Annotated in this window: 16 protein-coding genes and 2 pseudogenes; 10 read left to right on the top strand and 8 right to left on the bottom strand. The window is 54.0% G+C overall.

All coding sequences use genetic code 11. The features are described from left to right. Positions 1-355 (top strand): annotated as a pseudogene (locus ACLL9E_RS02510) (hypothetical protein); the annotation flags it as partial. A 170-nt stretch (positions 356-525) separates the two neighbouring features. Here the strand turns inward: ACLL9E_RS02510 and ACLL9E_RS02505 are convergent. Beyond that, entirely contained in the window at positions 526-891 is a 366-nt protein-coding gene (locus ACLL9E_RS02505) for a PH domain-containing protein (protein ID WP_411290168.1), read from the bottom strand. A gap of 360 nt (positions 892-1251) precedes the next feature. Here ACLL9E_RS02505 and ACLL9E_RS02500 point away from each other — a divergent pair, with 360 nt between their 5' ends. Together ACLL9E_RS02500 and ACLL9E_RS02495 are read left to right on the top strand one after the other, a co-directional pair. Further along, positions 1252-2250 carry a GGDEF domain-containing protein gene (locus ACLL9E_RS02500; protein ID WP_411290167.1) on the top strand — a complete coding sequence of 333 codons (999 nt, stop codon included), beginning with the start codon at positions 1252-1254 and terminating at the stop codon, positions 2248-2250. 883 nt (positions 2251-3133) lie between these two features. Beyond that, on the top strand, positions 3134-3649 hold the full coding sequence (locus tag ACLL9E_RS02495) for a DUF305 domain-containing protein (protein ID WP_411290166.1): 516 nt from the start codon (positions 3134-3136) through the stop codon (positions 3647-3649). Positions 3650-4070: 421 nt separating this feature from the next. Here the strand turns inward: ACLL9E_RS02495 and ACLL9E_RS02490 are convergent, their stop codons facing one another. The 4 genes from ACLL9E_RS02490 to otsB form a co-directional block, all read right to left on the bottom strand. Beyond that, positions 4071-5126 (bottom strand): serine hydrolase domain-containing protein, encoded by a 1056-nt coding sequence (locus ACLL9E_RS02490; protein ID WP_411290165.1) that lies wholly within the window; start codon positions 5124-5126, stop codon positions 4071-4073. Positions 5127-5678: 552 nt separating this feature from the next. Continuing rightward, a complete protein-coding gene (locus ACLL9E_RS02485) occupies positions 5679-7043 on the bottom strand; it encodes a trehalose-6-phosphate synthase (protein WP_411290164.1) in 1365 nt (454 codons plus the stop codon). Further along, the gene (locus ACLL9E_RS02480; RefSeq protein ID WP_411290163.1) at positions 7040-8836 is read right to left on the bottom strand and encodes a glycoside hydrolase family 15 protein; all 1797 of its coding nucleotides are present in this window, start codon (positions 8834-8836) and stop codon (positions 7040-7042) included. The genes ACLL9E_RS02485 and ACLL9E_RS02480 overlap by 4 nt, the downstream gene beginning before the upstream one ends. Beyond that, entirely contained in the window at positions 8833-9618 is a 786-nt protein-coding gene (gene otsB / locus ACLL9E_RS02475) for a trehalose-phosphatase (protein ID WP_411290162.1), read from the bottom strand. Before otsB ends, ACLL9E_RS02480 begins: the two co-directional genes overlap by 4 nt. Before the next feature lie 216 nt (positions 9619-9834). On the opposite strand from otsB, the gene ACLL9E_RS02470 reads away from it, so the two are divergent. The 5 genes from ACLL9E_RS02470 (at position 9835) to ACLL9E_RS02450 (ending at position 16008) form a co-directional block, all read left to right on the top strand. Next, entirely contained in the window at positions 9835-11103 is a 1269-nt protein-coding gene (locus ACLL9E_RS02470) for a mechanosensitive ion channel family protein (RefSeq protein WP_411290161.1), read from the top strand. 172 nt (positions 11104-11275) lie between these two features. Beyond that, positions 11276-11671 (top strand): PRC-barrel domain-containing protein, encoded by a 396-nt coding sequence (locus ACLL9E_RS02465; protein WP_411290160.1) that lies wholly within the window; start codon positions 11276-11278, stop codon positions 11669-11671. Between the two features lie 49 nt (positions 11672-11720). Further along, positions 11721-13031, top strand: a complete 1311-nt coding sequence (locus tag ACLL9E_RS02460) for a DUF2254 domain-containing protein (RefSeq protein ID WP_411290159.1) — start codon at positions 11721-11723, stop codon at positions 13029-13031. A gap of 140 nt (positions 13032-13171) precedes the next feature. Continuing rightward, on the top strand, positions 13172-14704 hold the full coding sequence (locus tag ACLL9E_RS02455) for a DUF389 domain-containing protein (protein WP_411290158.1): 1533 nt from the start codon (positions 13172-13174) through the stop codon (positions 14702-14704). Beyond that, complete coding sequence (locus tag ACLL9E_RS02450) at positions 14701-16008, top strand: cation:proton antiporter (RefSeq protein WP_411290157.1); 1308 nt, start codon at positions 14701-14703, stop codon at positions 16006-16008. Before ACLL9E_RS02455 ends, ACLL9E_RS02450 begins: the two co-directional genes overlap by 4 nt. Here the strand turns inward: ACLL9E_RS02450 and ACLL9E_RS02445 are convergent. Continuing rightward, on the bottom strand, positions 15965-17788 hold the full coding sequence (locus ACLL9E_RS02445; RefSeq protein ID WP_411290156.1) for an SLC13 family permease: 1824 nt from the start codon (positions 17786-17788) through the stop codon (positions 15965-15967). The two genes, ACLL9E_RS02450 and ACLL9E_RS02445, sit on opposite strands and share 44 nt — an antisense overlap. Then, positions 17763-18044, bottom strand: coding sequence for a hypothetical protein (locus ACLL9E_RS02440; protein ID WP_411290155.1), 282 nt, complete (start codon positions 18042-18044; stop codon positions 17763-17765). The genes ACLL9E_RS02445 and ACLL9E_RS02440 overlap by 26 nt, the downstream gene beginning before the upstream one ends. An 843-nt stretch (positions 18045-18887) precedes the next feature. Between ACLL9E_RS02440 and ACLL9E_RS02435 the strand changes: the two genes are divergently transcribed. Both ACLL9E_RS02435 and ACLL9E_RS02430 read left to right on the top strand, forming a co-directional pair. Next, entirely contained in the window at positions 18888-19136 is a 249-nt protein-coding gene (locus tag ACLL9E_RS02435) for a hypothetical protein (RefSeq protein ID WP_411290154.1), read from the top strand. Continuing rightward, positions 19126-20136, top strand: a complete 1011-nt coding sequence (locus ACLL9E_RS02430; protein WP_411290153.1) for a GGDEF domain-containing protein — start codon at positions 19126-19128, stop codon at positions 20134-20136. The genes ACLL9E_RS02435 and ACLL9E_RS02430 overlap by 11 nt, the downstream gene beginning before the upstream one ends. Positions 20137-20488: 352 nt before the next feature. Here the strand turns inward: ACLL9E_RS02430 and ACLL9E_RS02425 are convergent. Beyond that, positions 20489-20676: pseudogene (locus ACLL9E_RS02425) on the bottom strand (response regulator); the annotation flags it as partial.

Here is a 20676-nt window from a genome sequence, read left to right as displayed (position 1 = left end):
TTCGGCCACAAGTCCCACCGTGAATAAAACGAATTTCCTGGGTGCAATGGCAGGAATGTCAGCCTCTGGTAATACGCGTATGACAGCTTTTATGCAGAAAATGCCCAGCAAGATGACACGAATCCGGCTTAATTTTGTAAATAGCAAAAATTCGTCGTCTGCTTACGGCAGAAACAGTTCTGAAGATAAACCAATTCTTGATGCGAAAGTTTATTCGAATGCTTGGGACAAAATCGACGAAGCACTTTTTGTCTACACTGCGTTAAATGAGGGCCAAGCATCGCCCTCAAAAAAGGCTGATTCTGCCCAAGTGGAAAGCCCCGCTGACGCCGGGTCTACTGCAAACCCCAAATAAACTACGTTGTCGGTGACACAGGAACGCTGCCAATGGCTTAATTGGCGCATGTCCCTGAGTTACCGACACATGTCCACTTTAAATTAGACTTTTATAGCTTACCCATCATGAGAGCTGTATTAGCAACAATTGGACTAATTAAATTCATTGGTCATGGGCTGCTCCGCACATCAAAGGACATAGCCGCCAATAATCTTCGAAATTTCTACGACATTCGACTGCCCGGTGAACTCTAGCTTCACTTTGCCAAGACCCGAAAAATACATTTCCAGTTCGGAATCCAGATCGAACGAACCTGCGGTCTCGACGGAAAACGCCACGATCTTGCTGTAAGGCAGCGACGTGTAATCTTTCTTCTTCCCGGTGATGCCTTGGACATTCACAACAATAACTCGCTTGTTCGTGAACACAACGCCGTCGCGCATCGCCTTATATGCCCCAATGACTTTTTCATCCGTCAACAGCAGGCCGGACACCATACCCGCATATTCATTATTGGCTTTAAGCTTGAAGAGCGAGCCATTTTGGAAGTCGATCAGGGTAGTTACTCTCGTTGAAAATTGTTAAGTGAATGGAGCACGTGGACGGCGTTGTAACAAGCGCGAAATTCAATCGCGGAGCAGGAGGTAACTTTAAGCAAGGCAATAATGTCTTGCCCCAAAAGGATGTAAATAATGAAAAATCTAAATCGTGTTCCCCTGTCGATCCTAGTGGGGTTGTCCCTCGCCGCGTTCAGCATCGGCTATGTTGTCGCACCCACCGGCGCCACACGGCAGTCTCACGGCATTGAATGCTGATAACGCGACGTTGCCCTTCCGCCGAATAGCGCGACTATACGTAGAAACCCTAGGCGGTCATTCGCAAACATTTAACTAAATTCAGGCCACCCTTGCCGTATGAAACCGGGAATCAAGGTGGAGCGACGGAAAGCGAAAACCCGAGCCTTTCGGTTTCGGCAACCATTTTTTATGCAAATTCCCAAAACGCTGGCCGCATCGTTGTTGGCGGGCTGCGCTTTAATCGCGATGTTCGCGAGCCATGCTATTCCCAACGTCGCATTTGGACCGTTCTTTTTGCTTATTTGTGCATTTGGAGCTTGGTTCGTCGGCAATCAATTCGCGGTCTTGCTTGGGCTGTTCATTGCATCCATTCAAATTTTGAATGGTCACGCATTGTATCTTCAAGATGGCCCAGTCGTCTCGGCCATGAAGTTCTGCAGCGTTGTCGCCGTAGTTCTGATGCTGGGTGTAGCTCGTGCTGCACTTGAGATTGAATGGCGGTTTGCCCGGGTTGACCCATTGACTGGCGCTCTCAACAGAAAGGCGTTCTTTGAGGCTGTTGCTCGCGAGGCAGGCCAAACAGGTATGACAGTCCTAGTCTATGCTGATATCGATGGGCTGAAACGTTTAAATGATCGGCATGGCCATGAGGCAGGCGATAAGGCACTTCGGGATTTTGCAGATGGCGTCAGGAACACCGTCCGAAAGGATGATGTTTTTGCCCGAATAGGGGGCGACGAATTTGTGATCTTTTTGAGAGTGCACGATACGGCGGCAGCTGAACTTGTGGCTCAAAGACTGCACAGGGTGCTCAATCTGGACTTTGATGCAGGAGGGGCCAAACTCAAGTGTAGCTTAGGTGTTTTGGTCTTGCCAGCGGGTTCAAGGTCCATTGATGCTGAGCTCAAACAAGCAGATACCTTAATGTATCATGCCAAGAGAGATCGCACCGGGTTGATGATGGCAACGTCGGTCAAGGGAGACATGCAAGAGCTGATGCCCTATGCTCCAACCGACAACGCTGCCGGTCAGCAAAGGTCTTCAGTTAGAATCGCCCCACGATCCACTGTAGCTGCAACCAGCGATCTCCGTTCGAAAAATTCTATTGCCGCTTAGGGGTGCCCTACGATCACATTGCTGGGCTCAATCCTCTTCAGCAGCGCCACGGCCTAGCCCTTAATGTGAGAGCGCTTCCTACGGGAGGCATACAAAGTAGCTAGCCGCGTGGGTCTGCTACGGGTCGTGCTTTGGGTATTTCGGCATGTCCTCAAGCTGTCTTCGCGATTTGGAAAAGTGATAGCTTTGAGACGGATGCGTATTTTGTTGATCGCTGCTCTGATACGTTGAACGCGGTTGGCACATTGCCTTAGTTGGATGCTGTAGGCTATCAAGCTGGTCTCGTCGATCCTCAGGGTCGCTACGTCGAAGTCGCGCTTCAAAAGCGTTTCTAACCTGCGCCTCTTTAACCTAGCGCCCTGACCCAACCAAGGAGCTTTCTCAACGCAATTTGTAAGCGCCCTTCGAATGAAAACCGGTGATGGCCATCGTCGTGGGTCATCCGTTGCCCAAAGCGACAATACCAACTCACGCGATGATCAAAAAACCACTCGATCAGATATCAAGCTGGCTTTGAGCTATCCAAAGACCGGCCAGCAGTCTTATGACGCCAGTTATCTTCGGTAATCGGGATTGCTATGATCGATCCGTGCGCCGGTATTCCAGGCTTTTCGGTTGTCGCGGTCGGAAGGCATGCGCCGTGCATCATGCAAGCCGAGTGGTGCAACATTTTAGAGTTCAGCGACATTGGCGTTTCAACCAACTGGTACCCTAATAGCTGCCGTTTCGGACACGACGACATTGCGGCTAGTTGCTGGTCACGGGGCCGGTAACGATAACAGCGCGAGAAACATCCGAGCTCTTCCCCTTTGCACCGCTGCTGAGCACGGAGTATGCCCTTTAACGTTTTGGAACAACTGGTGTCACGAGCGGTTTTCCGTAAATGCAAAACAAACATAAATCGATAAACCCGGTCATGAGCGGCATGGGATACTGGCGTTTCTTGGCGATGATCCTCACCTCAACAATCGTGATGTTCATGCTGATGTATCTTAACACGTACAGCCTCAATCATGTTTTCTACAGTCAGACGCGGACATGGATGGCAGTCTACATGGGGGCCGTGATGGCGGTGATCATGCTCGCTTTCATGTGGCGAATGTACCCGAGCCGAACGACCAATATTGCCATATCTCTGGGAAGCGTTGTAGTGTTCGCGATCGCGCTTTGGCTGGTGAGAAGTCAAGAAACGGTGGACGACGTCAGCTACATGAAGGCGATGATCCCGCATCATTCGATTGCGATTATGACCAGCAAGCGCGCCCGCATCCGCGATCCGCGCGTTCGCAAGCTTGCCGACGGCATTATTGCTGCCCAAGTCCGCGAAATTGCCGAAATGAAAGCGCTTGTCGCCGACCTCGAGACGCGACCCATCTCTAAAACCGCGCCACAGCAATAAGACTGCGGGTTGCAATCGTTCGGCCAATGTCGAGTACTGAACTGCAGCCGCTGACACCCGGCCCGTGGCAGGACGGTCCCGGAATGCTTAGATCGACCGCTTGCTACGCTCGATGCCGTGCCTTCCACCAATGTTTGCGATGAAACTGCAACACGTAATTCCAGGTAACCCGAACGAATGTAGGCTGACGGGAGCCGCAACGGCCGAATGGAATGACAAAGTTTGGGCACGAACCAGAACAACTGCAAATGGACCATAATCGGAAAGTCCGCGTTCGATGGCAACCTGCTTGAAAGCAAGCGTTCGAGGGAGGTGATGAAAAACATCTCGCTTCATTTTGAAACAGAAGCGTACCTGACTTACTCGGTGTGTTGATGGTCGTTAGCGCCGAGATTAGACCCGAGTTGACTGTTGATCAATATCAGGATGAACAAAGCGCTGCAGCAAGGATATCGTGCGTCAATCCATTTCCTTGCCACACTTCCCCAAAGTCCACAGCTGCGTCGTTTGTGAAAATAATGACTGCACGTCCAAGCTCTGGTGCAATGACATTGCGCACCTGCGTACCGTCGACATCTCCACGCCGCTCCACGATTTGAACCGGCGACGTACAGCCTTTCAAGCGCGCTGGGTATGCCCACACACCAAGCGCTTGGTATCCGAGTTTCGGGTCACCAGACCATGCCAGCGTGCGCGCGGCGGACGATAACAGCTTTCCTGTCATCAGCGCGCGGTCAAATATGGCTAGTTCGTTCGCGCTACCAGTTAGTGCGCCGGCTGCACCAAAGGTCCGCACATTTAACGGTGGCAGTACTTTAACCCCATCATAGCCGACTGCGGCCGCACCGCCACGAATTGCGCGGTCAGGCGCCATGCGCAGTGTGCGAAGACCAAGAGGCCGAGCAATCCGCATTTTGACGAGCTGCTCGAAAGATTTACCCGTTACAGCCTCCAGAACAGCACCAAGGACGAGATAGTCACAGTTATTGTATTCGAAATCACCGCCCGGCGCGCGTGATGTTGCGCCTGCACAAAACCCCATTGCGCGTGCCGTGTCAGAAATACTGTCGCCGGTCTCCCGATAGAACGGCTGGACGGCGTCCGCGTCAGTTGCTGTGTTGGACGGGTTGGGCAAGCCTGATTGATGTTGCAGTAATTGCCGAACCGTTATCGATCGATTGCCGCCAAAAGTCGGAAGATATGTCCCAAGTGTGCCATCTAACGTTAGGCGACCTCGATCGATTTCTTGTAGTACAAGTGTTGCCGTTACCTGTTTGGTTACCGATGCCCACAGCCAACGTTGTCCTGCAACATGCGGCTTTTGCGCTTTCCGGTCTGAAAACCCTAACACCACATCAGTAGTTGGGCCATTTTGGTCAGAGAGCACGATTTCCCCTTCGAAACCCTTGGCGCGTGCAACATAGGTAACGGCTTCGTTGGCCAAGCCAATTGGGGGAGCGTCAGCAGTGAATCCCATTGCTGCGCTGCTAAAAAAACAGCGCAGCAATGACGGTAAAAAATATTTGGCTCATAGAATAACTACCTCCCACTACCATCCTTGCTCGAAACCGAAGATGCTAGAATACAGGTTTTCAAGAAACGTGCTTTTTCCTCAAAAGTCCATAAACGATCGGAATATTGATTCGCTCAGTAGCTGCCAGAATTTGTCCGTTGCACAGAACAATCGTGATCACTGAAAATGGGCAGGGAGCGGAATGGCGGCTTTGGTTCAAAAATGCTCAAAATCAGTCAATGAAAACGCGACTATTTCTTAAGGTGTTTAATTGAAGCGTTGTTCAATGTGAGTAGTTTAAGTTGCAAAAAAGCCCGTAACTCGGGTATAAAATACTGCACAACCAAGTGATTGCTCCCTACGGCCGCGATGTGCTCATCGAAGCGCCTGTCGAGCAAGAGTGATGTGAAAGACCATTTCCCAAACTGTTTTTGGATGGACATCCGCATGCTGACAGGCGGCGTAACCGTCCAAGCGTTGACTTGAAACACGTTCCGCCAGGCCGACATACCCGCGTCAATCAGCCGCCAGGGCTGTGCAAAATTTGTCTGTCCACCAGCTTACGTCGTGCTTTACGATTCCGTCGAACATCGGGCGCCAGCGGGACTTCCGTTCGTCCAACGTCATGGCAAGCGCTCTAGCGATAGCGTCAGCGATATCGTCGGGACTGTACGGATTGACGATAAGGGCTTCCTGCAATTGTTCCGCCGAGCCGGCGAAACGTGACAGTATCAGCACGCCGGGATCCTCAGGGTCCTGAGCTGCAATGAACTCCTTTGCCACAAGGTTCATGCCGTCGCGCAACGGCGTAACCAGCCCTACGCGCGCCGCTCTATAGATGCCGGCAAGTACTGGGCGCGGATAGCCTTGGTTGACATAGCGCAATGGCACCCAGTCAATATCGGCGAATGCGCCATTGATCCGCCCGGACATAGCGTCCAGCTTCTCACGAATATCACGATAGCTTTGCACCGATGCGCGCGACGGTGGCGCAATTTGAAGAAGATATACGTTGGAATGGGCGTCCTCATGGGTTTCCAGATAACGCTGATAACCGTTAAATCGCTCTTCCAATCCTTTGGAATAATCAAGCCGGTCGACACCAATGATAAGGCTGCGGCCCATTGAGCTTGTAACCATTCGGTCAAATGCGGACGACGCCTCTGGTCCAAAGGCGTTGGCCATAAATTCTTTTGCATCAATGCCAATCGGACAGGCGATCGCCCGAATGGTCCTGCCACCAACGGTAATCTCTCCATCTTCGCCAATCGCGCCGCCCATTTCGCGGACGACATAATCGTGGAAAGTCTCCAGCCATTCCTGCGTTTGAAAACCGATCACGTCATAAGCGAACAATGCCTCGACCAATCGGCGATGTTGGGGCAGCGCAGTCAGCAATCGCGTTGGCGGCCATGGAATGTGGAGGAAAAACCCCAACCGGTTGGTCAGGCCACGCTGCCGCAAGAACCATCCAAGCGGGATCATGTGATAGTCATGGACCCAGACTAAATCTTCGGCTTCGATATGAGGTGCAATGACATCGCCAAAAACGCGGTTTACCCGCTCATATCCCCCTTCGAAATCACGTTCAAATTCGGTCAGACCAAGCCGATAATGAAACAACGGCCATAACGTGCGATTTGCATAGCCGTCATAATATTCTTCGACATCCTGTTCGGGCAAATCGACTGTTGCTGATGTCACACCATCAAAGGTCGCAAAGCGAGGCTCGGTGGTTTCACCGACTTCACCTGACCAGCCGAACCAAACCCCGCCAGTGCTCCGCAAAGCCGCAGTGAGCGCCACTGCAAGGCCGCCCTGCGACCCCGATTCTTCGGTGGGAGCTTGCACACGGTTTGAAATGACGATTAACCTGCTCAACGAATAGCGCTCCAGGGTTTGCTCAACAAAACGGCGCAATTTATCATTCCGACCAATGAGTAGGTCTGCGGGTAGTTCCCCCAAAGTTCGCCCGAAACGGGATCAATATCCTCAGACAACAGACCTGCCGCCGTGCATCGCGACAGCATCTCCTCGAACAGCAAACGCGCGTCTTTGTCGCGGCCCGTAAAGTGCAAAGCCTCGATCAACCAGAAAGTGCAGACGTTGAAAGCGGTGTGCGGCAATCCGAAATCGTCCTCCGACGCATAGCGCAGCATATGCGAACCGCGCCGCAGTCCGGCTTCGACAGCATTCAACGTCCCTTGGAAACGGGGATCTTCGGGTGAGAGAAAGCGCAGTTCAAGCAACTGTATAAGGCTGGCGTCCAGATCATCCCCTGCAAAAGTTGCCGATAGCCGCTCGGTATCTGGTCGCCACGCGGCCTGCTCGATAACTGCACGCATGTTGTCGGCACGGTCCTGCCAGAAATCACAGCGCGAAGGTATATTGAGTACCTTTGCCGCATTTGCCAATCGGTCACAGGCTGCCCAGCACATAGCGGCAGAGTAGGTGTGGACGTGGCTTTTGGTCCTCAACTCCCAAAGCCCTGCATCGGGCTTATCAAAGCTTTGCCATGCACGCTCGCCTATAGGTTCCAATGCTTCGAAATCTTCGATACCGGCAACTCTCAGCAGGCGTTGGTCAAAGAAGGCTTGAACATTGGACAAGACTATCTGTCCATAAGCATCATGCTGGACCTGTTGATATGCCTGATTACCGACGCGCACTGGTCCCATGCCGCGGTAGCCGCTTAATCCGGGGGCTTCCCATTCCGTCAGCGTCGCTTCGCCGCCCACCCCATAGAGCGGCTGAATATGGCCGCTTGCTGCGTTATCGACAATGTTGCGGAGATATTCCAGATACCCTTCAAGCACGTCGAGGGCGCCGAGCCGGTTTAGTGCCTGAACTGTGTAATAGGCATCACGGATCCAGCAATAACGATAATCCCAATTGCGCCCCGAATTGGCATGTTCGGGAATCGACGTGGTCATTGCCGCGACGATCGCACCCGTCTCTTCATGCTGGCACAGCTTTAGTGTAATTGCCGAACGGATAACCGCTTCCTGCCATTCATGCGGGGTGGCAAGGCCGCGCACCCAATGCCGCCACTCTTCAACCGTCCGGTCAAGCATCGCTTCGGTTGCGGCCGCAATATCTTCGCTGAAGCTCTCGTCTGGTCCCAAGAAAAAATGAAGTGGTCGCTCGACGCGGAATAGCCTCTCATCTTCAATCCAACCAACAGGTGCACTTGTAGACAGCCGAACTGCTTTATCGCCCAACAAGTAGCGAACATGGTTCGAGCCTCGCGTTGTAGCCGCTTTGGCACTACCCCAATCGGTCGACGGCCTCAATCGGACCCGGATTCTGGGGCTTCCAGCCACCGGGCGAACGATCCGGACAAAAGCAACGGGCCGAAACATTCTCCCATTTCGCTTGAAACGTGGGCAGAAGTCGATGATCTCGACAGCGTTACCATCGGCATCGACATGGTTAGTCACGAGTATCGGCGTATTTCGCAAATAGGATTGCGTAGTTTGCACCGTGCCTTCGAGATCAATTTCCCAGAACCCAAACGCGCCTTCGCCAGCGCGCGGGGCATCATCGAGCAAAGACGAAAATGCCGGATCACCGTCGACCCGTGGAATGCATCCCCAGACATACCGTCCCGCACGGTCAATCAGAGCAGATACCTGACAGTTGCCAATTGGCCAAAGTTCAAGGGAAGCGGTCATATTGTCTCAAGCCATTCATGGACTGCGGCCACATTGTCGAGCAGGTAGCGGGCAGCTGTTTCACGCGGGGGACCGACTAGTATACCGAAGCCGCCATTGGCTGCGCAAACTTCGAAGCCGGGCTCATCGGTTAAATCGTCGCCGATAAAGACGGGACGGTATCCGGCAAATGGCGCACCGGACAACATTGCGTTGATTGCAGTGCCCTTATCGTGGCCGGGCGTTCGGAGTTCAACCATCATTTTGCCATGCTGTAGTTCTAACCCGTTTTGCTTCGCGAACGCTGCTGCCATTCCGGTTGCGGTTTCCTCCATTGATGGTTCTAGCCTGTAATGAATTGCTATGCCTAAGGACTTTACTTCGATCACGATGTTAGGATTTTCGGCAAATGCCTGTTTAAAGAACCCTTCGGCTTCATCGAGTGCATCGGGACGGGATGGCGAAGTGATAACCTGCCCAGCTAATCGTATTTCTGCCCCATGACTTCCTACTAACGCAAGACTGTCGGCAGTGGTTCCAATGAAACTCTCCAACTGTGCAATCGACCGACCACTTACAATCGCCAGTCGAGTATCCAGATTAGCCTGCAATCGCACCAAAAGGACAGTTAAGCTCTCGTTGACAACCACATCTGACGGCCGTTCGACAATGTCGACGAGCGTTCCGTCAAAATCGAGAAAAACACAGCAGTGCTGCGAATGCACACTCGGCGGTGCCAAGATTGTACCAGTTGTTGAAAGCATCGAACGACGATAGCTTGGGGCTGCTCCCATTGCACCCATAATTGGGTCCACAATGTTATAAAGTGGGCGTACTGTCTGTGGGGAAAACAACGCTGCTCCTGAAAAGCTGCGCCTAGCTTAGTTTATCTGGAGGTTGCGAACGGAAGAGAAACTGATGATCCGCAGATTTCTGAGCGAAGACGGCCATATCTATTTTTCAAAAGTCGCGGCTGGCTTTAACGGTCATGCGGAAAATCAATTCAAGGATGTATTAAAATGCCATATATAAATGAGTTGTGGCAAAGTTTGGCATTCTCTGAACTCGTGGTAGTAGCCGCCGTCGTCATAGTTGCGGTCTTGCTTGGCATTGCAGCTGCCTCGCTTATTCGGCGTTATCTCAAAACGCGCATTGAACTTTTTGAACCCGGCAGTTTTGTCGCACGCGCGCCAAAGCTTGCCCGTGCTGCCGTCGCTGCTATTGTCCTTGTCGCATTCACACAATTGCGTGGAACTGATCAAAGCGCCTCATTGATGCATGCCACCGCGCTCGGATTGGCTGTCGCCGGATTGGTTTATCAGATCGCACGTGCGCTCGATGCAAGCGCGAAGGTTTCAGTCGCGATCAGCCTTCTAATATTGTTGCTGGTTGGCGCCGGAAGCCTCGGCGGTTTACGTCCACTCAGCAGTGGGTTGGACAGCGCAAGGTTCACCGCAGGCACCACCACGATTTCGCTGCTCGATGTGATCAGTGCAATTGCTATTGTATTATTGTTACTGGTAATCGCGCGAGCGCTCATCGGGGTTACATCGCGGTGGATTGGTTCGATTAGCGGCTTTGACCCTTCACAACGCGTATTATTTCAAAAGATCGCCCAGATCGCCGTCGTCACTGTCGCCATATTTTTGGGTATCGACGTTCTCGGTATCGATCTCACCGCACTCGCAGTGTTCTCAGGGGCTTTCGGACTTGCCATTGGTTTCGGACTGCAAAAAACCTTCGGTAATCTCATTTCGGGGCTCATCCTTTTGATGGATCGCTCGATCAAGCCCGGCGATATTATTGTGGTCGGCGACACTTTTGGCTGGGTCAACAAAATCGGTGTCCGCGCAGTATCTGTTTTGACCCGTGACGGCAAAGAACATTTGATCCCCAACGAACGCCTGATGACCGAAGAGGTCGAGAACTGGTCATATTCGAGCCGCGATGTCCGCGTTCATGTGGGCTTTTCGGTGAGCTACGAAAGTGATTTGCGGCTAGTTCAAAAGCTTGCGGTAGAAGCGGCCATTGGTGCGCCACGCGTTCTCGCCAAACCGGACGCCGTTTGCTGGATAAAGTCGTTTGGCGACAGCGGCGTCGAATTCGATCTCAGAATATGGATCGATGACCCAGAAGCTGGTGTTGGCAATATTGTCAGCGAGGTGTTCCTGCTTATCTGGGATGCATTCAAGGCCAACGGGATATCGATGCCATACCCGCAGCGCGATATCCATGTCCGGAGTTTACCTTCTGATATCGATCCACCTAAGGTCGAACCTCGTTCCTGAATGTCGGTAGAGCCCCCCATCCTCCAATTTTATTACCGCTACAGCGGAACTTTTGTTGAATTCATTCGTTTTATTGGCATCCCACACGCAAATCTTTGGACGGCTGCATCAGCCCTGAAGTTCGAAGCTACACTCGGAACGAGTCATTGCGAATTCAATGGAAGGAAACATCATGAACGAAGCTGACCTAGACGAACCAAGGATTATTTCCATGGAGCATTATCTGGTGCCGGCAAAACGCGTAAACGGTGCCGATGTGTATAACCAAGCCCACACCAAAATTGGCAAAATCGAAGATATTGCCATCGATAAGCGTACCGGCAAGGTCGCCTATGCAATTCTGAGCTTTGGCGGCTTTCTGGGATTGGGCGAAAAATACCAGCCTTTGCCATGGTCGGTTTTGACCTACAGCGAGGAGGATGATGGCTATATCGTTCCCATCACCGAAGAATTTCTGGCGCTCGCGCCCAAGCTGGACGTTTCAGAACTGAGTGGTTGGGACGATACCGCCAGCCGCGAAGCCTTCTATAATTATTATGCGGCATATGGCGTAAAGCCGTACTGGTGAGCACGTCGCCGCAACATGAACAATCGCATCATATGCAGACCATAAGGCATTGAGCGCCGCCACTTCATCTTTTGTTGGACGAACCGTTTGGCTGCTTCACCAATTTCGCAAAAAGATTTGGGTTCGCGCTTCGCTATTTAGCGTAGCTGCGGTTCTGGTCGCAATCCTGTCGGCGGTTGTCGGGCCTTATATTCCCTATGATCCCGGCCTGACTTTGGCTTCGGGTTCGGTCGACCATATCCTGAATATCCTCGCATCGAGCATGCTGGCGGTAACGACTTTTTCGCTATCGATCATGGTCTCGGCATATTCTTCTGCAACTTCGCATGTCACGCCTCGGTCAACGAAACTTCTGATAGCCGATCGGGTTGCCCAGAATACGCTTGCAACTTTTGTCGGAAGTTTCCTTTTCAGCATCGTCGGGATTATCGGACTTGCGGCGGGTCTGTACAATGACAGAGGCCGGATCATCTTATTCGGCGCAACCCTCGTTGTCATATTCCTGATTACCGCGACCTTGTTGCGATGGATCGAACAGCTCGGAAAATTTGGTCGAGTTGGCGATACGATTCTGCGTGTCGAACGCGCCACCCTTCCGGCTTTCACGAATGCCGGGCTGACGCCACGCCTCGGCGCAAGTCCGCCTGTGACCTTGCCCGATGATGCTACATCGATACTGTCCACCAAATCCGGGATGATTCAGCATATCGACGTATCAAAGATGAACGGATTAGCGGAGAAGCATGGCACCCGAATTTTCTTGGATGCAATGCCTGGCGCGCTGGTCCATCCCGCACGCACATTGTTTTATGTCGCTGGCCTGCTCGATTATGATGATGTCTCAGAACTTCGCGAATGCATATCGATCGGGCATGACCGTGAATATGAGCAAGACCCTCGTTTCGGTCTTATTGTCTTGTCCGAAATCGCCTCACGCGCATTATCACCCGCAGTGAACGATCCTGGTACGGCAATCGAAGTGCTAGCGTCTGGTTTTCGGGTATTGTTGAGCTATGCCGGTGCGGTTGACGAGAGTGAAGAACCCCGATTTTGTTTCGTCCACGCACCCAACTTGGAAATAGCAGAGTTGTTTGCCAGTTTCTTTAACCCCATTGCCCGCGACGGTGCCAATGTCTTGGAAGTCCAAATGAGGCTCATCAAGATACTGGAAGCCTTGGCCCTTCGGTTCCCCGATTTATATCTCGGTGCGGCTGTCGAGAACGCAACACACGTCTTGGAACGATGTACTGTTTCCAAAATGGTTGGGCATGAAAAAGAAGAAATTACCAAACGTGTGCGATTGATGTCAGACCATCTGTCGCGACACATCATGGATGCGTCGGCCATGCCTGGAAACTAAAAATATTATAAGGCGCGCGCCAGCACTTCCAGTGCGCTCGCCAAACCGCGGAACACTGTACCACCGCAGCTTTCCAATCTAGGGAGGGATAATATGCCAGACCGGACAACAATTCAGTGAATGACAACGGGCATCACTCTATGAGAACTTACAACAGGGCGCATTGGGACCAGTTGGCTCTCTTTAGTTGGTGGCGTAAATCGATCGTCGGCAGCGTCGATCATGAACAAGTCATAGCACGCATATTGGAGGAGAGCGGTTGGTCGCCACGCTACATCTTCATGACGATGATGTCGGCGGGTATTGCAGTGCTCGGGCTGTTGTTGTCATCGCCGGCGGTTGTGATCGGCGCGATGCTGATTTCGCCGTTGATGAGTCCAATCCTTGGCCTCGGTTTCTCGCTCGCGCTTTTCGACTTTGCCGAGATGCGTCGATCGCTTGCTGCCTTGGCGATAGGGACGCTGGCAGCCGTCGCCTTCACAGTCATTATCGTAGCTGCTTCGCCGCTTAAGGAAACCACCGCTGAAATATTGTCCCGGACTCGCCCCAGCCTGTTCGACCTTCTGGTTGCGCTCTTTGCAGCTTTGGCTGGCACTTTTGCCATTATTCGTGGTCGCGGCGAGGCTATAGTTGGCGTCGCTATAGCGACCGCGTTGATGCCGCCACTAGCCGTAGTTGGATATGGTATTGCGACTTGGAACATGCCCGTACTCGCTGGATCGATCGCGCTCTTTGTTACCAATTTCGTAACAATAGCGCTGGCAGCGATGGTTCTGGCCCGATTCTATGGCTTTGGCCACTCATTGTCGCAGCGCCAGACCTGGGCACAGACAGTGCTCCTGCTTGCGGTGTTCGTCGCGATGGCGGTGCCGCTTGCGATCTCGCTAAAGCAAATAGCGTGGGAAGCAGTGATCACCAATCAAGTAAGGAGCACGCTCTCCCAGCGGTTCGGCGCCAATGCGCGGGTCACTCAGTTAGAAATCGCATTCGATAGCAATCCGCTGCTTGTCCGATCAGTCATAATTGCGCCTGGCAACTCAGCCAAAAGCAGCGCAGACCTTCGCGCGCAGTTGCAGGCCACACTTGGGCGACCTGTCCGACTTCAACTCGACCAAGTGCTGATGACCCCGGGTTCGGGTGCCATCGAAGTGCAGCGCGCCGAACTGCTTCAATCAAGCGCTGCTTCCCGTGCAACGGATCAGGCGATCTTGCGGATCGTCTCGATGGCTGCGGGCGTCAATCCGCAAAGGATCACGCTTGATCACGACCGACGCCGGGTCATAGCCAATGCAGCAGTCCTTCCGGGGGCCAGCCTGACAACATACCGTGTGCTCGAGCAGCGCGCCGCTGCTGCTGCCGAGGGATGGAGTGTCGTGCTGGTGCCCCCGCTCGAACCAATGCCGCTGATACGCTTTATCGATGACTCCGGTACGCTCGACGAAGCAGGACACAGCGCAGTGATGCTATCGGCTTGGGCGGCGAGACGCTGGAATGTCCGGGCGCTTGCGGTGCCGGGGTTGCTGCAAACGTCCGATGACACGCCTAGTCTGAATGCGCAGCGTGGCTTGGCCGTTGCCGCTCTGTTGCGCGAGCAAGGTGTAGAGCCGGTGCCTGCGCCTGTCGCTGGACGCGAATTCCGGCTTGTCGCCGCCGTCGCGGAGCCGCAGCAGTGAGCAATGTGATTGCGATTACGGCACTCGATGCAGCAGCCATCCTAATCGTGCTCGCGGCTATGCTCGGCTATCTCAATCACCGCTTCCTCGGATTGCCGCAATCGGTGGGGCTGACGGTAATGGGAGCGATCGCCTCCTTAATCGTCGTCGGGATCGACCGGATACTCCCGGCGAGCGATATGGGCGAGCAGGTGACTGGGTTCGTCAGTGGTATCGATTTCCAAACGACGCTCATGGACGGGATGCTGTCGTTCCTGCTGTTCGCAGGCGCGCTTCACGTCGACTGGGGCGAGATGCGACGCGGGCGCTGGCCGATCCTTGTTCTTAGCACGATCGGCGTTCTGATTTCGACCATGATTGTTGGCGGTGGCTTTTACCTGCTGACCCATGCGTTCGGGCTGAATCTGCCTATGGTCTGGTGTCTGGTATTCGGTGCGTTGATCAGCCCGACCGATCCGGTTGCAGTGATGAGCGTGCTCAAGCGCGCGACGGTCGATCCGCGGCTGCAGGCGACGGTCGCCGGCGAAAGCCTGTTTAACGACGGCGTGGGTGTCGTCGTCTTCTCGATCATCCTCGCCACGGCGCTCAGCGGAGAGCCGTTCTCGGTGACACATGCACTCGAACTCTTTTTTGTCGAGGCAGTTGGCGGCGTACTTCTCGGGCTCGCTTGTGGTTGGGTGGCTTTTCGCGCGATGCGATCGATTGACGAATACAACGTTGAGGTGATGATCAGCCTCGCGGTGGTTATGGGCGGCTATGCGCTGGCGTTGCAACTGCACATCAGCGGGCCGGTCGCGATGGCGGTGGCGGGGCTACTGATAGGCAATGCTGGTGTTGCCGAGGCGATGAGCGACACGACACGTGATTACCTGATCAAATTCTGGGCGCTCATCGACGAAATCTTGAACGCCGTGCTGTTCTTGCTGATCGGGCTAGTGGTCATCACCATCCCGTTCGACGTCCGCCTAATCCTCGTCGGGCTGGCAGCGATCCCGCTGGTTCTGGCCGCGCGCGCGATCGCGGTGATGCTGCCCCTGACCGCGATGCGCCCGTTCCTCAACCTGGGGCCGATGGCACCACCGATCCTCATTTGGGGCGGCCTGCGCGGCGGCATCTCGGTAGCGCTGGCGCTCGGCCTCCCCGACGGCCTGTCACGCTCGGTCGAATTGACCGCGACCTACATCGTCGTCCTGTTCGCCGTGATTGCGCAAGGCGGCACGATTGCTCGGTTGATCGATTGGTGGCGAGTGCGGTTCAAGGTCAATACAAACCGTAGCGAAACACCAGAAGCCCCGACAGCGTGACGATCATCAGCGCCACCAGCGGCAGCCCTGTCCTTGTGTAATCGCCGAACTTATAGTCGCCAGCCGACATGATCAGCATGTTGGTCTGATAGGCAACGGGCGTTGCGTAACACAGGTTGCAGCCGAACAGCACGGCGAGCACAAGCGGCTCAACCGGAATGCCGAGCTTTTGCGCGAGGCTGAACGCAATGGGCGTGCCGACTGCGGCCGCCGTCGTGTTAGAGGCAAAGTTGGTGAGTACGGTTACGAACAGCATGACCGCGGCGAGTACCCCGGCGGCTGGTAGATATTGCAGTCCAATTGCGATCAACCCACTTAACCATTCGGCCGCGCCGCTGTCGAGAATTATCCGACCGATGGCGATGCTTGCCGCTACCAGCACAATGACCTTCGCCGATAATGCCCGCCCGATCCGATCAAAGCGGACGCAACCGGTAACGAACATCACGATGGCACCAGCAAGCGCCGAGATCGCGATCGGCACCATGCCGATGCTCGCCGGCACCACCGCGCCCGCCATGATTGCAAGTGCGAGCGGTGCTTTGGCTGTGCGCGGCAGTTCCTTGGCACCCTCGAGAATGAGGAGATTTTCCGATTGTGCGAACTTTTGCAGGTCGGGCATCGCCCCTGTGGCGAGAAGGATGTCGCCCTCGCCAAAGACTGTATCGCGCTCCTCATCGGCATTGGCTGGCCGATCATCGCGCCACATACGCCGCGCGTCATGAACGCCGAGTATTGCAATATTGTAGAGTTCTGCGACGTTGGCGCTTGTCACGCCTTTGCCGATCAAGCCTGAATCCTTCGGGATCGACAACTCGGTGACGGTTAAATCCTCCCAAGTCTTGCCGTAACCGCTTTTCAGCCGTTCCATAAGCCAAGCGGGTGCTGCGGTTGCTCCCAGTACCCGCATCGCCTCTTCCAGCGCTTCGTGGGTCGCGCTTATCTGCAATCTGCTACCCGAAACAGGGCCCCGAATTTCAACACCAAGGGGCAACAAAGCAATCAGTCGATCCATATCCATATCGTGCGCCACCGATGTCCCGCTGAGCCGCAACGTCGCTGAGAAGCGCCTCGGTTGATGCCCGGCGGCAACCGAATTATCGGGAAGCAGGCGCGGCATGACCAACCAGATAAACGGTAGCGCGACCAATGCCGCCATCAGCACAATCGGCGTGAAATGGAACACGCCCATCGGCGGCAGGCCCATGTCGTTGGCGATTGATACCACCAGAAGATTGGTCGACGTGCCTATAGTCGTCGCCATGCCACCGATCAGGACCGCACTGTTCACAGGGATTAGCGTCTTGGAGGCTGGCATTCCTCCATTAGTAGCGATCGCGGCCATGACAGGCAGAAGCAGAACAAGCACGGGTGTGTCGTTGACCAGCATACTCATGCCCATGGCGAGCAAAAGCGTGACAAGCAGGCCGATCTGGTGATTAAATCGCCATACCCGCGTTAGCAGCCGCGACGCGGGCTCAAGCGCGCCAGTCGTAACCAGACCGCGGCCGAGTATCATGAGCGCGCAAATAGTGATCAGCGCGTAATGGCCGAAACCTTCGAACGCGAGCTTGAGGCCGTCGGTCGGTACCTGTCCCGGTAGCGGGTAGGAATAGAGCCCCAAGGCAATGGCACTTATGGTCAGCAACGAGATGATCTCGACGCGCGCACGGCCTGACACGAAGCCGTAAAACATTGCCACGGTGAGAAGTATCGCGCCGATCGCATGCGGCGACGGGGCGGTCACGATGTCATCACACGTCGCTAACCATTGGTGCACCGCTTGCCACCGGGACGATTTCTATAATGGAGTCGCCCGCCTTGATTGCATGACCTGCCATCTCCCAGAAGCCAGTCGGTTGCCTTGGTCGCGGCAACCGAAGTCCAAGTCCCAGGCCGTGCGGGCCAAGCGGTCGACCAACTTCTGCATCTGTGGCAGACCCTGCCTTGAAAGTGACCGCGCAATGATGCGTTGGCGATTGCGCCAGCCGATGCAGGTTTGGCGGCACCAGGGGTATGGCGTCGTTTAAAAGCATTTGAATAACCCTTAGACAGTGGGGGTTTGATTTGCACCTATAAAGTCATCTTTTTTTCGGATTTCCGAAGCCGAAGACCAGCAGCATTCGCGAGCAACCACTGCATAGATAAATGTGGATGTTGGAATGTTTCCGGTCAAAGCGGACTTAACAACCTTACCGATACAATATCCGCTTTTTGGGAGCGATCTCAGCCAGAATGAGCGGAGCACCCGGGAGAACCATAGGAATCCCTCTCCGCCGCCTTAGTCGTCGACGTCCGATACTGACGACGCGGCGCGGCAAAACACAAGTAGCCCGCCGAGAATCTTGCTGGACGCAACACGCTGATAGTCCCAAACATTTGTTCGGTAACATCCTCCATCGCCCGACCAAAGTTGCTGACGTGTTTTGCCGAGCCCCGTTTAAACACGAAGACCAACTCATGCTTCGAGCGGTAGAACGCACCCATGCCCCCATTGCTTTTGTTCCAGACATAGAGGTTCTTGAACGCGTCGAAAGCTATAGTTCCCACTTCAAACAACTCGCCGACATGCCGCCAATTCATGCAGACATAGGCAATCGCTCCATCCCGACAAATGCCGGCTGCGTTGGCAAGGACTTCCTTGGGCGTGCTGGGTCTGTTGATTCCTATCACGCGGAACTTGAGGGAGATACAAAATAGAGCGCGAAACTGGGCTTGGGTGTCTGTCTTTCGGGATGGATGCTCGGGTCTAGTTGCCCTTCGCTATATTTTTGCTCTGCTGTGACGTGAAGCAACCCTCGTAGAACTACGGTCTGTCATTAAAGCGATCTTTCATCGCAGGGCGCTATTCGGAATCATCCAGCATAAGAAAGCAATCGATGACCCCTGATGTAACCAAAGAAATAGATGACGCGATTGTGTCGATTGATCGCTCGTTGCTGCCAAAGGAGCTTCGCGTCCGTATTGACAGCCACAGGGATAATCTCTGCAGCTTGGCAGCCTCCCTCCTCGAAGGTGGTCACGATATCGATGAAGTTCGACCGATTATCTCGACTGTGATGGATTCCTTCAAAGAAGAATTGGCATGGGTAATGGTAGCTCTTTCGGAGAAAAAAATTGTTAACTGATTTCAAGCCTGACGAGAGCGGCCGATTGAAAGCGCTTGGCGGGCTAAACGTGCTAGACAGCGTTGCTGAACAACCGTTCGAGAAAATTGTCACGCTCGTACAGCAGATCTTACGTGTTCCAATGTGTGCAGTTTCGCTCGTCGACAAAGACCGTCAGTGGTTCAAAGCGCAGCGCGGCCTGAATGCCTGCGAAACAGCACGCGACATATCCTTCTGTACCCACGCCATCAGAGGTTTCGAACCATTCCTTGTTCCCAATGCTCTGCTGGATGGGCGTTTTGCCAACAGCCCGCTGGTTACAGGCATGCCGCACATCCGAAGCTATGCAGGTATTCCGCTGATGACACCAGACGGTTATAACATCGGCAGCCTATGTGCGATGGATGACAAACCACGAGTATTTGCATCAGCGGAAATATCGATCCTGCAAAACTTTGCAAAATTGGTGGTGGATGAACTTGAGCTTCGCCAAGTTCTATCGACAGACCAGCTGACTGGGGCGATGGCTCGGGCGGCATGGTTCGACGTCGCGGCAAATGAGGTAACCCGTGCGCATAGGTACAACCGCCCGCTTTGCTTGCTAGTTCTCGACATTGACCATTTCAAATCGGTCAATGACCAATTGGGCCATACGGCCGGTGACTCTGTGTTAAGGCAGGTCGCACAAGTGGTATTAGGACAGTTGCGTCAATCTGATATTCTTGGCCGGTTCGGGGGGGAAGAGTTTGTCGTGCTTTTGCCTGAGACGGTACTTGCGGATGCGACCAGTCTCGCGGAGCGAGTCCGCAAAGCAGTCAAGCAAGCAAGCTATCCGGGGCATGATGCCTTGCGGTGCACAATAAGCATCGGTGTTGCCGAGCTTTCGCAAAGCGAACAGAAGATTGGGCAGCTCTTTGAGCGCGCTGACAAGGGCGTCTTGCAAGCCAAGACAAAAGGACGCGACCGAGTGGAGATTTCAATCGCAGATTCACAGCAGACGGAACTCAATGTTGCTGCGTGAAAGCATATAGGTAAAATGGTCGCTACGGCCTAATGGACCATCGCTAATCAACACGACTGGATGCACCATTGGAGCGGCTAAGCACGTAGGCGGCTGAAGCCCGAATAGAGCAGACCATTGCTATCGCTTTAATGAACTGAGTTAGTGCCCAAGCGTGAGTTTCCCAGTTTTCGGTGCCGCGGCGGACGACCTGGGGTGAGTGAACTGTGCTGGTCGGTGCAGCGTCCTAAAGCTCTAAAAACCAATTTTCGGGGGCTTCAGCAAAAGTCGGCGCGGCGAAGGTAGACGGCAATTGGTACCGATTGAACTGGGCCTGCGTGTCTGTCCTTCGGGATGGATGCTCGGGCCCAGGTCAAAGTCTGTAAAGTTCAAGGTCAAACGGCGGCTTTGGTAGCGGTAAACCTTGAATGAACGCCTCCGCAGTTTTGATGGCGCCTGCGAGACCAACATCGGAAAAGGGCTTTGGCAAACAACCGAGTGCGAGATCCGGCCTCGGTCCACCTGGCGGGTTGCCTGTAAGGAATATGCAAATGACACCGC

This window comes from Sphingorhabdus sp., from assembly GCF_046596595.1.
GTDB lineage: Bacteria > Pseudomonadota > Alphaproteobacteria > Sphingomonadales > Sphingomonadaceae > Sphingorhabdus_B.
The sequence above is the reverse complement of the archived record's forward strand: the minus strand, read 5'-3'. Positions and strand labels throughout refer to the sequence as shown.